The 15514-nt window shown below is 38.9% G+C and carries 10 protein-coding genes; 6 read left to right on the top strand and 4 right to left on the bottom strand.

The window, feature by feature from the left end; all coding sequences use genetic code 11:
* The first annotated feature begins 19 nt into the window (after nt 1–19).
* The 5 genes from ATE92_RS04280 to ATE92_RS04260 all read left to right on the top strand — a co-directional run bounded on the left by ATE92_RS04280 (nt 20) and on the right by ATE92_RS04260 (nt 11034).
* Complete coding sequence (locus ATE92_RS04280) at nt 20–2038, top strand: sensor histidine kinase (RefSeq protein ID WP_100802524.1); 2019 nt, start codon at nt 20–22, stop codon at nt 2036–2038.
* Between the two features lies 1 nt (nt 2039).
* Nucleotides 2040–2690: a DNA-binding response regulator gene (locus tag ATE92_RS04275; protein ID WP_100802523.1), complete on the top strand. Its 651-nt coding sequence runs from the start codon at nt 2040–2042 to the stop codon at nt 2688–2690.
* A gap of 404 nt (nt 2691–3094) precedes the next feature.
* Entirely contained in the window at nt 3095–5995 is a 2901-nt protein-coding gene (locus ATE92_RS04270) for a histidine kinase (protein ID WP_100802522.1), read from the top strand.
* A complete protein-coding gene (locus ATE92_RS04265) occupies nt 5992–6636 on the top strand; it encodes a response regulator transcription factor (protein WP_100802521.1) in 645 nt (214 codons plus the stop codon). The genes ATE92_RS04270 and ATE92_RS04265 overlap by 4 nt, the downstream gene beginning before the upstream one ends.
* A 123-nt stretch (nt 6637–6759) precedes the next feature.
* Nucleotides 6760–11034, top strand: coding sequence for an HYR domain-containing protein (locus ATE92_RS04260; RefSeq protein WP_198515596.1), 4275 nt, complete (start codon nt 6760–6762; stop codon nt 11032–11034).
* 70 nt (nt 11035–11104) lie between these two features.
* Here the strand turns inward: ATE92_RS04260 and ATE92_RS04255 are convergent, their stop codons facing one another.
* The 4 genes from ATE92_RS04255 to panC form a co-directional block, all read right to left on the bottom strand.
* Nucleotides 11105–12259 (bottom strand): alpha/beta hydrolase-fold protein, encoded by a 1155-nt coding sequence (locus ATE92_RS04255; protein WP_100802519.1) that lies wholly within the window; start codon nt 12257–12259, stop codon nt 11105–11107.
* 66 nt (nt 12260–12325) lie between these two features.
* Complete coding sequence (locus tag ATE92_RS04250; RefSeq protein ID WP_100802518.1) at nt 12326–13291, bottom strand: lysylphosphatidylglycerol synthase transmembrane domain-containing protein; 966 nt, start codon at nt 13289–13291, stop codon at nt 12326–12328.
* Between the two features lies 1 nt (nt 13292).
* On the bottom strand, nt 13293–13643 hold the full coding sequence (gene panD, locus ATE92_RS04245) for an aspartate 1-decarboxylase (protein WP_100802517.1): 351 nt from the start codon (nt 13641–13643) through the stop codon (nt 13293–13295).
* 12 nt (nt 13644–13655) lie between these two features.
* The gene (gene panC, locus ATE92_RS04240) at nt 13656–14498 is read right to left on the bottom strand and encodes a pantoate--beta-alanine ligase (RefSeq protein ID WP_100802516.1); all 843 of its coding nucleotides are present in this window, start codon (nt 14496–14498) and stop codon (nt 13656–13658) included.
* A 196-nt stretch (nt 14499–14694) separates the two neighbouring features.
* Here panC and ATE92_RS04235 point away from each other — a divergent pair, with 196 nt between their 5' ends.
* Nucleotides 14695–15504, top strand: a complete 810-nt coding sequence (locus ATE92_RS04235) for a glycogen/starch synthase (RefSeq protein ID WP_100802515.1) — start codon at nt 14695–14697, stop codon at nt 15502–15504.
* Nucleotides 15505–15514 lie beyond the last annotated feature (10 nt).

Here is a 15514-nt window from a genome sequence, read left to right as displayed (position 1 = left end):
GGAAGAACTAATATCCTCAATGAAAGTAAGCTTACTTTTTTTTACGTTTCTTATCCATACTTTGGTTTTTGCGCAAGATGATACTTCAGCAAAAATTATTGAGGCTCTACAACAAAAAATTGAACAGTCTCAACAAGGAGAAAAACTGCGTTGGCTGGACAGTTTGTCTAATTATATTGCCTACGAGACTAATTTTGAAAGCGATTCGATTGTAAAAAAAACCGTGGATTACGCCTTGCGATTGGATTCACTTAACATTGCGACCTGGCAAACTGCAAATCGGATTTATTTTTTTAATAACATAAAAGGAAATCCACAGGAAGGGAATCGGATTTTTCTCGAGATGCTGGATCGTGCCAAGACTTTGGACAACCCAAACACCCTTGCCAAGTTTTATCTGGAAGGCGCGGACAGTTTTTATTTTTTGGAAGATCATATTACTTCGGTGGCCTACTACAATTTGGCCGAAACCAATGCCGTAGCAGCAAAAAATCAGAAATATGTAGGGTTGGCTAAATTATACAAGGGTGGAACTTTGAGCTTTTTAGGTGATTTTTCGGAAGCTTCACAAGTGCTGCAGGAAGCGAGTATTGTTTTTCAAAAGGCGAAGGACACCTTCAATATTATAAGTGCTAAAAATTCGCTCTCCATTCTCTACGGACAAAACGATTTCTTTAAAGAAGCGAAGGCGGAGCGTGATGAGGCAATTGCGTTGGCCATTCAGATTAAAAGCTATGCACATTTGGTTTCATTCTATTACAATGCTGCTACCGATGACCGAAAACAAGGACATAATAAAGAACGGATTGCCAATTTGAAACTGGCGCTCGTTTCCAGCAGAAAAACAGGAAACCCCGATTTTTATGAAGCAAACATGTTGTCGAGCCTGGTGATTGCCTATGCACAGACAGACAGTATTTCGAAGGCTGATGAGTATCTAAGGGAGCTTGAAAATAATCCGGAAAATAATACTTTAGGAAGGAACCGGGAACCCTATATAGACGCGTTAAAACATTTGGCATTTGCAAAAGGGGATTATGTAAAAGCATTACAATACGGCAAGGAGCATCTGGCTTTAAAAAGAAAAGGTACTCATTATGAAGAGATTCAGGAAGGTGAAAAATTTATGGCTGAAGTTTATGAGGCAATGGGGAAAAAGGATGAGGCTTTTTTACATTTTAAAAATTATGCTACCATAAAGGATTCCATTAATAATGTTCAAAAAGCAAAGGCACTTTCCTACTACCAAACATTGTATGAAACCGGAAAGCGGGATGCAAAAATTGAAACGCAACGAAAGGATATCGCCTTATTGGATGCCCGTAACAAAGTTAAAAACCAATGGCTTTTGTTTGGCGGAATAGGACTGTTGGGAGTATTTGGCGGAGTGGTTTTAATACGCTCTCGAAATGCCGCGAGAAAGAGGCAACTGCTTCAGGAAGCTTTTTCGCAAGACCTTATAAAAACACAGGAAGAGGAACGTACACGCCTGGCCCGGGAGTTACACGACAGTGTTGGGCAAAAACTCATGCTCCTAACCAAGAAAACAAGAGGAAAGGGAGATTCAGAAATGGAATCGTTAGCCGACATAACCTTGGAGGAATTACGGAGTGTATCAAGGGGTTTACATCCCGCCATGCTGGAGCGACTGGGAGTTACCGCTGCCATTAAAGCTATGATTAATGAGGTTGACGCCAATACCAACATATTTTTTACCAATGAAATTGAAGATATAGATAGCCTGCTAAGCAAGGATACTTCGTTACATCTTTATAGGATAATTCAAGAGGTGTTAAACAATATGGTAAAACATGCCGATGCCAAAGCAGCTTCCGTTAGTATTGAAAGAAATGGGAAACATTTAAACACGGTTATTTCCGATAACGGAAAAGGCTTTTCTTTTTCCGAAAAAATTAAGTCGGGAGCCAGTTTAGGGATGAAAACCCTTTTGGAACGCGCCAAGATTATACATTCCAAAATTGAAATAAAATCCTCGCACAATAAGGGGACAATAATCACCATCGAAATTCCGGTTTAAAATGATTTCAAAGCAAAGTATATCTCTTATTATTGCCGACGATCATCCGTTGTTGCTCAAAGGTCTTTTTGAAGAGTTTAAAGCCAACAATTATACCATTTTGGGAACGGCAGTAAACGGAATGGAAGCATTGGAACAGATTTTAACACACAAACCAAGAGTTGCCTTATTGGATATCGACATGCCGTTATTAACCGGTTTTGAAGTGATAAAAACGGCCAAGGAAAAAGGCTCTAAAACAAAATTTATTGTACTCTCTTTTCACAAGGAATCTGAATATGTGGCACAGGCCAAAGCACTCTCAATTAACGGGTATTTGTTAAAAGAGGATTCCTTTTCTGAAATTGAGGATTGTATAATAGCCGTCTTAAATGGAGATGAATATTTTAGCAAATCGTTCGATGCTTTTTCGCTTCAAAATGCTTCGGAAGAATTGCGAAAACTGAAGCAATTAACACCTTCAGAAATAACAATTCTAAAATTAATAGCGAGGCAAATCACAACGGGAGAAATTGCCGAGACTCTTAACGTTTCGGCTCGCACTGTAGAAAAGCATCGAAGTAATATTATTGCTAAGTTACATATAGATAATTCGTCTAACTCCTTGATAAGCTGGGCTTTGACAAATAAAAATATTGTATTGGATTTATAATGGAGGTTTATAAAAATACGTGTTCCTACGTAGTATTTAAGTGTAAGTACGTATTTAAAAAAAGCAAAATTATCCTTATATTTACGCTATAATAGCAGCCTAATTATTGAGGAGTAAAAAGGAGCTAACTAACCATATGTGAAACCCTCTTTTGTGAATTCAAAAGGGGGTTTTCCTATTTTTCAGGTCTTCTTTTTTTTGAAAATTCAGCAAATTATATTAGCTGTTTGCAGCTGTCTATATTTCGTAAAATTATGTATCTTTCAAAAAGAAGCAAATTGTAAAATCCTCGTCCTATCCCTCAATGTAAGCGCATATCACTTTACCTTCTTCTATGCATCTGTAAGTTTTCCTTTGCTCAAACTGAACGTATTTATCACAAAGTTTTTACGGCTCAGGATGGTTTGGAGCTGGACGTAATTCACGACATGGCCTTTGACCATAGTGGTTTTTTATGGCTAGGAGGAGAGACGTTGGACATTCGAACCATTATTCTAAGTGATAAAAAACTTTCACTGCAGCGTTTTGACGGACAAACTTTTCATACCATACCGTTACCCTATTTTGAAAAGAAACTACTGTCGGTAGGGCAAGTTTATCAAAGAAAGGACGGGAAGTTTTATATACTCGCCAACGGACAAGAACAAGCTTTAATGTTGTTCGATCCGCTTTCTATGGTTTTCACAAAAATAAAATTGGGGAACAATAAATTTCTGGCAGAAGCCATATCAAAAGTCTTTTCCTACAACAACAAGGATTATATTTTAACTCAAAAAGACCGGGAAATTACCTTGAATGTTCTCAAGTCGAATCTAGAATTGATTCCGCTTTTTTCATTTGAGTTTAAGGATGGTAAATACCTCTTGGACAATTCTACTCAATTTATACCCTTTGAAAAATTCATCCTTATTGGAGATGATAACTTCCCATTAATAGCGATGGATTGGGAAGGAAACAAACTGAAACAATACTCGGTCGCGTCCTTCTCCAGAGATCGTATTGCCAATATGAATAAATTTTGGATTACCGAAGCCTTTCAGAAAGGAGGTGCCTATTATACTTTTATGAATCAAAGCAATTTACTTCACAAAATCGATGAGGATAAAATCGATATCACTTCACTAAGGGGAAATTCACTTCCGGGACCGAATAATAAATTTGTGGTTGATTCGCTGTCCAATGAAATAATTTGCAGTAGAGAAGGAAACGATTTGGTAATTCGGTCGTTTGACGCAACAAATGGTTTTCAGGAATTATTCAGGGATGATATATTTGATGAAACCTCGGGTTTCGAATTGGAATCTAAAAATGTAAATGAACATCTTTGGGTGGGTACAACCAACAAGGAACTGCACTATTACAGATTTCCATCTAGTAAGGTAATTAACTATTTACCAACAAAAAGTATCCGAACGATCGCTTCGGTAAAAGACTCCACATTTCTAATTGCCACGGAGACAGACGGCTGGTATTATTTAGACAAAGCAACCAACGAAATTGCACCGTACAATTTAATTGAAAACGGAAAACCACTTAAACCCTATTCATCCCGAAATATCATTGTAGAAGATGAGATTATCTGGAGTAATTCCAAAGGCAACATCTTAGAGATTAACAAACTTACCAATGAAGTATTAGCCTATAGACACTTTCCGGTAATTTGTATGGAAAAACCCAATGATACTACTATTGTCTATGGTACTGTGGGATATAATTTAATGAGTTTTAATACAAAAACAAAAAAACACGAGAAGTTGGTAGCGACCGATTCGTTGTTTGTTTATGATATTGAAATAAACGACAACCTGTTGGTTGGAGCTACAGACAAAGGAGTTCTCACCTATCATCTAAAGACCAAGGAAACTGCCTTTTACGATGCTTCGAAGGTTGGGGAGGATGCATTTATGCTCATGGTAGATTATCACCCCGATTATGGCTTTTTATTAGGAACCCGTTCCGGAAATATACTTTCATATAGTCCCGACGACGGGATGTTTACAACGGTATATCGGGACGCGTTGCAAGCGGGGATTGCGACCATTCTTTTCGAAGAGGACAATTGGTATATCAATACCTTTAATGGATTTGTTTCCTTCGATCCAAAAAATGAGACGGTTACCAGATTTTCAGATAAAGACGGCTTTAGTAACAACGAGGCAAATCGTTACAGTGCATTAAAAACCAATGACGGACTTTTTGTGGGAACTATAAAAGGGCTCAATTTTTTTAAACCCTCAGATTTAACCTCTCTTTCGAATAATTCCCGGCTGGTATTATTGAAATTAAGGAGTTATAGTGAGTCGGAAGGACGAATTACAAATGTTTTTGACAGGAATGTCCTGGACAGCTTAAAGACCATTGTTTTGCCTTCAGAACACAAGGAGATGGAAATCGATTTTTCTCTTACTCACAATACACAGGACAGTAAGAACAGCTTTAGTTATAGACTGGGGGAAGAAGACTGGATAGATTTGAAGCAAAAACAGAGCATTCGGTTTCCCAATCTGGCGGCGGGAAAATACAGGCTTGAGTTAGTGGCAAAGGATTTTTCGGGAAACCGAATTGGAGTACCCATGATATTGCAGATTCATTCGAAAGACTTTTTCTACAAAACCTGGTGGTTCTATCTTATAGTGACGTTTGCGATCGCACTTTTATTGTTGTATTTTTTAAAACAAGCCATAGTTCGAAAAAAGCTACAGGAACAATTTTCGCATGAAATGATGCGATCCCAGGAGGTTGAAAGAACCCGAATTGCCAAAGAACTTCACGATAGTGTGGGGCAACAATTGACATTAATAAAAAAGAAGGCTCAAAATTCACAGCTGCCTGAAATAACGCATTTAACCCACAATGCCTTGGAGGAGGTAAGGGGAATTTCAAGAGGTTTGTTTCCCACCACATTAAAACAACTCGGACTTTCGGAAAGTATAGAACAACTTGTATACACGATGGATGAACAGAGTGAAATGTTTTTTTCTTCCGAAATAGATGTAATAGACATGCATTTCGACGAAACGGCAACGCTGCATATTTATCGATTCATTCAGGAGTCTCTCACCAATGTTATTAAACATTCCGAGGCAAAAACAGTTGTGATAAAAGTGCTCAGGAAAGAGCGTACTGTTTTTATTCATATAAACGATAATGGCAAGGGTTTTGTAGCTTCAGACAGGCTATTGAATAAAAGCTTTGGGCTAAAATCCATGGCGGAGCGTATAAAAATGTTGAGGGGTGTATTAAGTATTGATAGCAGGGCGGGCTCAGGTACCCGAATAACAGCAAAAATCCCAACAGAAAAATGACAAAAAACACAACTATTTTAGTAGCAGACGATCACCCTATCTTATTGAAGGGACTTATGGACGAACTGGACACGGCGGGATATACCTTGTTGGAAGGTGCTCCTAATGGTGCCTTGGCGTTAAATAGCATATTAGAATTACGGCCGGACATTGCTATTTTGGATATCGAAATGCCGTTGTTATCCGGCTTTGAAGTAATACAAAAGGCCAATGAAAAAAATGTAGCTACAAAATTCATTATTCTTACATCTCATAAAGAAAGAGGATATGTGGTACGAGCGAAAAAGTTGAATATTTCGGGATATATATTAAAAGACGAGCCTTTTTCAGAACTCAACAATTGCATTCGGGCACTGTTAAAAGATGAAACCTATTTCAGCATAACTTTCGATACGATTTTTAAAACTGAAGTCACACCCGAATTGAAGAAAATAAAATTCCTTTCTCCTTCAGAAAGAACTATTGTAAGAATGGTGGCACAGGAAAAAACATCGAAAGAAATATCACAATTACTCTCCATTTCATTGCGAACCGTGCAAAAACATCGCGCTAATATTATTTCCAAATTGGGACTTCCCGCCAGTGGTGATGCACTTACCATATGGACAACCGAAAATAAGGAACTCATTCTTTCCTTGTAGAAATCACATCCGAGTTTTTATAAGTTGATACTACGTACCCCTGCGTAATAATGCACATGTAATACGTATATCCTGGTATACTCTAGACCGGTATATTTATATCTAATGATAATCAAACGATATATGAAAAATTATTATTTAATTTTAACGATTGTTTCGCTCTTCATTGCTATGTCTGTAGGTGCACAGACAACATATACCTACAATGGCAATGGTCATTGGACCGCGCAAGGCAATTGGTCGCCAAGTTATCCGGGAACGTCAATTGCCGCAGGTGATACCGTTTTACTGGAAAATCAGACTGTTTCATCCTATGGTTTAGGAATTAGAGGAACTCTTATTGTAGGCCACGGGGCTACTTTTAACGTTACAGAGGAAAACGGGTATAGCCTTTTTATTGTAAATGGAGCTAGTGCGAGTGTTATAATAAGACCCGGGGGCACAATGAACGTTCATAATTCGATAATTCGTACCAATTCCGGCTCAAAGATGCATGTAGAAAGAACGGGCACGCTTAATATTCATCCCAACGATCCCGGTCATGTATCCTATATTGCGGGAACCAACAATGGTTATATTAATATTAATAATAGTGGAATCACTTACGCGAGGGTAAGTCTAATGGCCTTCACAAATCACGAATATGGGTATATCACCAACAGAGGGGTTCTTAACAAATGGTCAAATTCAACTTTAATAAATAATGGTAATATACACAACCATGAAAGATCCCTAAATGAGGGGTATATTATTAATAATAGGCGATTCAGGAATTTTGCAGGTGCAACGTTTGAGAATAGAGCTTCTTTTGAAAATCGGCCCGGCGGTTCTGTACACAACAGAGGTGTTTTTGAAAATGGCCCATCAAGTTTTAGAATAAAGAACGATGGTTCCTTTATCAATCAAGCCGGGGGAAACCTTTTTTTAAACAAATACTACGTAGATTTTGAGAATAATAATATTTTTTATAACAATACAAGCGCCCATATAACCGGATCGAATAATTTTCTTAATAATGGAACCTTAGTTGACAACGGCTCTATTGCGTCTAGCGTATTATTAAGAAACCCAGGATTGATCTATGGAATTAATCAAATTAATAATGCGACAATAGACGGTGAATTTGGCGGCGATGGCACTATTTCACCTGGAGCCGGGCCATCCAACTCTATAGGCACTTATAGGATCGGGCCTAATCCCGGCAGTGTTCTTGGAATAATTAAGTTGGAAATTCGAAACACATCGAATAATGATTATTTAATAATCGATGATAACGTGACGCAAAATTTAAGAGTTGAAGTTGAATTGATTAATGGTTTTGTCCCTCAAGTTGGAGATTCATTTATAATTATTGGACATCAAGGGTATACTGGACACACGTATGGGTTTGATCTACCTTCACTTCCGTCTTATCTCGATTGGAACATTCAATTAAATTCAGGTCATATCGCCTTAGAAGTCATTTGTGGATCATCTTCGGTTGTTTGTCCACCGGATATAACGGTAAATGTGGATCCCAATTCTTGCATTGCAACAAATGTTACACTACCGGAACCCACAGTCACTAGTTGTCATCCATACACCGCAACTTCTTCGGCACCTATAAATTACCAATTAGGTGATAATACCGTAATATGGAACATTACCACTTTTGATAATACGTTTACCTGCACGCAAATTGTCACAGTGGTTGACAATACCCCTCCTACTGCTAGTTGCAAGGATATTACAGTACATTTGGATGACTTCGGAAATGCTACTATTACCGGCAGTGATATTGACGATGGTAGTAACGATCCCTGCGGAATCGCTTCCCTTTCAGTATCACCGTCTACCTTTGATTGTAGTAATATTGGGGCAAATACGGTAACCTTAACAGTAACAGACAACAACGGAAATAGCTCCACTTGTACAGCCGTTGTAACGGTCGAAGATAATATACCTCCTGAGGCTAACTGTGCTGCTCCTTTTACTATTCAGTTGGATGCCAATGGAGATGCACAAATTGCTGTTGCAGATATTGATAACGGAAGTAATGATGCCTGTGGAATAGCGAGCACCTCGATAGACAAAACAGCTTTCACCTGTGCAGACGTAGGTCCAAACACTATTACTCTAACAGTGAGCGATGTAAACGGTAATACTTCAACCTGTACGACCATTGTAACGGTGGAAGATAATGTCCCTCCTGTAGCTCGTTGTACTGCTCCTTTCACCATTCAGCTGGACGCCAACGGAGATGCCAGTATAGCCGTTGGGGATATTGAAAACGGGAGTACCGATGCCTGTGGCATTGCTTCGCTAAGTGTTTCCCCAAGCAGCTTCACCTGTGCGGATGTTGGACCGAATACTGTCACCTTAACTGTGACCGATGTAAACGGAAATGTATCAACTTGTTCAACTACAGTTACTGTTGAAGACAACGTGCCTCCGGATGCTGTGTGTATGGATATTACCATTCAGCTGGACGCAACAGGGAATGCAAGTATTGTAGCTGCCGATATTGATGGTGGCAGTACAGATGCCTGTGGTATCGCTTCTCTTTCGGCTTCACAAACCGATTTCGACTGTAGTCATGTGGGTCCCAATAACGTGACTCTTACCGTAACCGATAATAACGGAAACACGAGTACCTGTGTGGCAATAGTTACTGTTGAAGATAACGTGCCTCCGGATGCTGTGTGTATGGATATTACCATTCAGCTGGACGCAACAGGGAATGCAAGTATTGTAGCTGCCGATATTGACGGCGGAAGTACCGATGCCTGTGGTATCGCTTCTCTCTCTGCTTCACAAACCGATTTCGACTGTAGTCATGTGGGTCCGAACAACGTGACTCTTACCGTAACCGATAATAACGGAAACGTAAGTACTTGTGTGGCGGTAGTTACCGTGGAAGACAATGTACCTCCGGTTATTGCGTGTCCCGCCGATGTGGCGGTGAATACCAATCCGGGACAATGCTACGCTATTATTACCTTCCCGGATGCCATTGCTACAGATGCCTGTGGAATTGCATCTATTGTACAAACAATGGGTGATCCAAGTGGAAGTCAGTTCCCTGTGGGAGTTTCTACCATTGAGTATACTGCCACCGATGTGAATGGAAATACTGCTACGTGTAGCTTTACCATTACGGTAACCGACAACGAACCGGCCATGGCTGTGTGTATGGACATCACCATTCAGTTAGATGAATTTGGAGATGCATCCATTACTCCAGCCGATGTGGACGGTGGTTCAACCGATAATTGTGGTATTGCTTCGATGACCATCGATGTAGATACCTTCGACTGTAGTGATGTGGGAGACAATCCTGTGGTACTTACTGTAACCGATGTTAACGGAAATGTATCCTCTTGTACCGCCATTGTAACAGTGGAAGATGTAACGCCTCCTGTGGCTGTTTGTATGGACATTACCGTGCAATTAGACCCAACAGGAACAGTTACTATCTTAGGTAGTGATATTGGCGGAGCCTCTACCGATGCCTGTGGTATTGCATCCTACGATCTGGATATAGATACCTTCGACTGTAGTGATGTGGGAGACAATCCTGTGGTCTTAACAGTAACCGATGTCAATGGAAATGTTTCTACCTGTACCGCAATTGTTACGGTAGAAGACAATACCTCTCCCGATCTTGTTTGTATGGACATCACCCTAGAACTGGGAGCAGATGGAACTGCAACTATTGTTCCTGAAGATGTCATCGCCACCAACGACGATGCCTGTGGTATTTTAACCACGGCTGTAGATATCTTTGAGTTCGATTGTAGTGATATAGGGACTCCGGTTACCGTTCAGGTGTTTAGCCAGGATGTAAACGGAAACCTCAGTACATGTACCGCGGCAGTGACCGTAGTAGACCTGTTGGCTCCTGAGCTTACCTGTCCTGCCGATCAAACCGTAGATCCCGGAGCAGGAAACTTGTTCTATGAAGTGCCGGATTACTTTGCCATTGGTGAAGCAACGGCTACCGATAACTGTACAGATCCTGTGGTAATTACCACCCAGGATCCTGCAGCAGGAACCTTATTGCCGGATGGTACTTATACAGTAACCATCACCGCCGAAGATGAGTATGGTAACATTGCCACTTGTACCTTCGAGCTAACGGTAGATACTACTTTAGGAATTGACGATAATGTTGATATCTCCAGTATTGTATTGTATCCTAACCCGGCAACGGACTATGTGATGCTAAGCAATCCGAATAGTGTGGAACTGAAAGATGTGGCCATCTACGACCTAACCGGACGATTGATTAAAACAATCAACCTGGCAGGAATGGGAGCAGAGAAAACCATCGATATCTCGGAACTGGCCAGTGCGCCCTATCTGTTTATTATACAAGGAGAAACAGGTCAGAGGACCACACAGATAATAAAAGAGTAGATTTTTAAATTAATAAAAAAACCTCTGTGGATGTTCCACAGAGGTTTTTTTATTTTATTGAATTTAGATTTTAGAACCCGAAATCTGTTTTAATTTTTTCTGCCTTGTCTAACATTAAATCGACCGTAATAAAATCGACTTCTTCTTTGTCGTAAGCCCCTTGAAAAGTTCGCATCGCTTTTTTTGGATCCCCGGTTTCTTCATAATAACGTCCTAAATAGTAATCCCCTAACACAGTATTTGGATATTGTTTTATAGCCATAGTAGCAATTTCGCGAAGTGATTCCCATTGTTTTTGTTTTTCAGAAGCCTTACAAACAGCAATAAAATCGTTTACACGAATTGTATTTGTAATTCCAAAAAGATCTTCAATTGTTTTGTATTTATCGACCAGATACTGGTGAATTGGAGTTTCCATTTTTAACAATACATCGGTGTATTCCTGCTTGCTAATGGGTCTGTATACCGAAAATATCTTTTCCATTGCGGAAGGAATAGCCCTTGCTACTAAAGAATAATGTGTGGCGCCTTCAAAATTGTCATAAAAATAACTAAAGTTTTTACTGTCAATGGGTTTTAATAATGTGTTCAATCTTTCGGCATTTTCCATAAGATCTTTAATATCATCGGTTCCGGTTGCCAAATAGTAGAAAAGTTTTGATTTAATATCCGGAATACGATCAAAAAGTCGCTCTTCCATCATAGGAGCGGGATCCGGACTCAAACTAATATAGCCGTTAAATAATGGAGGATCCTTAAAAAGGTAATAATTTATAAAATTGGCTGTAAAATCGTGACCTACCGCAATAATAAACTTAGCCGTTCTATACGTTGTGTCTATGTACGGGATAAGTTCCATACCAATAAATTCGAAGAATTTGGCTCCTTTTTCGGTGGGCACAAAGTTGGTGTCGTCGTAGTCACAATCTTCATAGCGACCATCGCCTTGCATAATTCCAACTACAATAGATTCGGGCATATCTTCCCAATAACTAAAGTAATCCACATTTCCCGCTACCGGCTCGAAGAGGTAATTAGCATCCAATACAACCACAATAGGGTATATCTTATCTAAGTTTGCGTCGTAGTCTCTGGGAAGTTGGATTTTAAGTTTTCTAAGCTCTCCAAGTTTTACCGAATCAAATTCATGATAGATGATTTTGGATTGTGCCAGAATTGAAAAGGAACTAAAAATACAAAACCCTATAAGGAGTAGTTTTTTCATAAGAGGTAATTTTTGGTTGCCGAAAGATAGTAAATTTTGAAATTGGTTTATGTCAGTAGTGATAGACTACTTGATTACCTTGTTGTAAACCGGTAATATAAAAAAAGACAGGGCTCCAAAAAGGACAATGGATGCAATATTGGAAGTCCACACGATCCATCCAAACGCAGTACCTACAGTTTCGGCAATGCCAAAAACGGCAAGTATTCCCGCAACAAAAAATGGATAAGAACCAAACCCGCTATTGGTAAAGGCAAATGTGAAACTGCCAATAACAAAGGCCGTAATTAAGGTGCCAACTGAGATTGCAGAAGTTGCGTCTAGCGCAAATGTCGCAGTGTAAAACGATAGTAGATACAATCCCCAGATAAAACAGGTATGTAAAATAAAAGCTCCTTTTTTCTTCATTTTAAGAATGCTGAAAATTCCTTCCTTTAATCCGATAAGAAATTGCTTCAATTTTTGTTGTAAAACCGACTTAGAGAATTTCAGAAATAAAAAGAAAACCAATACCATCACAAATAGCCCACCTAACGCAAATAATAGTTTTGTAAGTGGAATATTCGAAAGAATATAATCCTTTAAAATATCGAATTGGAGTAAAAATGCAGCAAGTGTGAATCCCAAAAGGAAGATAAGATCAACAACTCGTTCAGAAATTATAGTTCCAAAAGCCTTGTCGAACGGCACACCCTCGTATTTGTCAATTACCAGAGCACGAGATACCTCACCGCTTTTTGGAATGAAAATATTCATAAGGTAAGCAATACAAATCGCCATAAAATTATTGAACAGCTTGGGCTTATAACCCAAGGGCGCCAACATAAAACTCCACCGATAGGCTCGAGAAATATGACTTATCTGACTAAGAACAACAGCTAAGATTACGAAGCCATAATTAGCATCTTTAAAGTTGGTTTTAATTTCGGTAAGCTGCTCGGGCGTGAATTTTGAATAAGAATACCAGATTAAAAACACACCTAATCCTAAAGGAATAGCAATCTTTAAAAACTTGGTTAAAGAAGTTTTCAAATTAGGTGAGTAGGTTGTTTTCTTCGTTTGGGAAGACAAGTGCTGGCTTGAATTTTTTAGCTTCTTCTACCTCCATAATAGCGTAGGTAATTAAAATAAGAATATCCCCCGGCGCCACTCTTCTTGCGGCTGCACCGTTAAGCGTAATTTCTCCGCTATTACGCGGACCGGGAATGGCATAGGTTTCAAATCGCTCCCCATTGTTGTTGTTTACAATCTGAATCTTTTCACCTTCAATAATGTTGGCAGCATCCATTAGATCTTCATCGATGGTAATACTTCCTATATAGTTTAGGTCTGCACCTGTAACTTTTACTCTGTGAATTTTAGATTTTACTACATGTATTTGCATTGTGCAAAGGTATTAATTTAAAGGCATATTATCTATTAAACGGACGGATCCTGCATGGGCAGCAATAAATCCGCGATACGTATTGCCTTTACGTTTGTATTTTGCCGTGGCAAGTGTTTTCTCATTTGCGATTTCAAAATATTCTAATTTGAGTGAGCTATTCAAAAACCGTTCCTTAACCAATTCATTTAATTGTGAAATTGAGTAAGGTTTAAATTTTCGACGTACTTCCTGTAATGTTTTATAGAGTATAGTCGCGTCTTCGAGCTGTTTAGGGGTCAGTCGTCGATTTCGAGAACTCATTGCAAGGCCGTTTTTTTCTCTGACAATTGGGCAGCCTATTATTTTGACAGGTAATTTTTCGATTTGAACCAGTTTTTTTACAATTTGCAACTGCTGAAAGTCTTTTTCTCCAAAATATGCCGAATTTGGCTTTACGATTTTTAAGAGTAGACCAACAATCGTTCCCACACCATCAAAATGTCCTTTGCGGTGCTTTCCTTCCATTTCAAACTCGATGCCGCCATATCGATATTGTTTAGAAACAACCTCACCGGGGTAAATATCTGATTTGTCGGGTGCATAGACCAGTACCTTTCCTTTTATTTTCTGAAGCAGGGATACATCTTCCTGCAAATTTCTCGGGTATTTTTTTAAATCGGACGCATTATCAAACTGCGTCGGATTCACAAATATGCTCACAACCACACAGTCATTGGCATCTAATGCATTACTCACAAGAGAAAGGTGTCCCTCATGCAGTGCCCCCATGGTAGGGACAAAACCAATTTTTTTACCGTCTCGAAACAAAAAAAGTGATTTTTCAAGCGATGCACTATCGGTGTGGATGTTCATAAATATGAAATAAGAGCGAGCAAAATTAATATATTACGGGCAATCTTCATAAATTTTCGTAATTTTGCGTGTTTTTAAAAGCAAAGCCAGTAGAGTTTACAAAGTGTGCAAAACGTCGAACTTTTATTTAAGGGTTAAATTAAGTATTATAATTAGGACGAATAGCATCGAATCAACATTATAAAATAAATAATAGATGAAAGATAAGAGAATCTTGTATGTGTCTTCCGAAGTTATTCCATACCTCCCGGAGACCGAGATTTCTTCAATGTCGTTTGAAGCCCCCCGAATGGTGAATAATAATGAAGGTCAAATTAGAATCTTCATGCCTCGTTACGGTAATATAAATGAGCGAAGACATCAACTACACGAGGTGATTAGACTTTCGGGTATGAATTTGGTGATTAACGACATGGATATGCCGTTAATTATTAAAGTCGCTTCCATTCCGAAGGAACGCATGCAGGTGTATTTTATAGATAATGAAGATTATTTTAAACGAAAAGCTACCTATGCCGATGAGGATGGTAACTTTTTTGCAGATAACGATGAGCGTGCAATTTTCTTTGCAAAGGGCGTTATTGAAACCGTAAAAAAATTAAACTGGTCTCCGGACATAATTCATGTTCACGGTTGGCTGGCATCTTTCTTACCATTATACCTTAAAAATTACTACGATAACGAACCCTTGTTCGAAAATAGTAAAATAGTTACTTCCGTATACAATCACGGCTTCGATGGTACGTTAGATAATCAGGTTATGGAAAAAATTAAGTTCGACGGAATTGCCGAAGAACAAATTATTGAATTAAAAGAGCCGGATTATGTAAATATGATGAAGGTAGCGGTTAGAAATTCGGATGCTGTTATTGTTGGTTCTGAAGAAATCCCCGAAGAACTTACATCATTTCTTAATAATCTCGACAAACCTGTGTTAAAATATCACAATATGAACGATTTTTCCCAGGCATATTTAGACTTTTACCGATCTAAAGTATTGGTATAAACACACATTA

Origin of the sequence: Ulvibacter sp. MAR_2010_11 (assembly GCF_002813135.1) — a bacterium.
In the GTDB taxonomy this organism is placed as follows: domain Bacteria; phylum Bacteroidota; class Bacteroidia; order Flavobacteriales; family Flavobacteriaceae; genus Altibacter.
The sequence above is the reverse complement of the archived record's forward strand: the minus strand, read 5'-3'. Positions and strand labels throughout refer to the sequence as shown.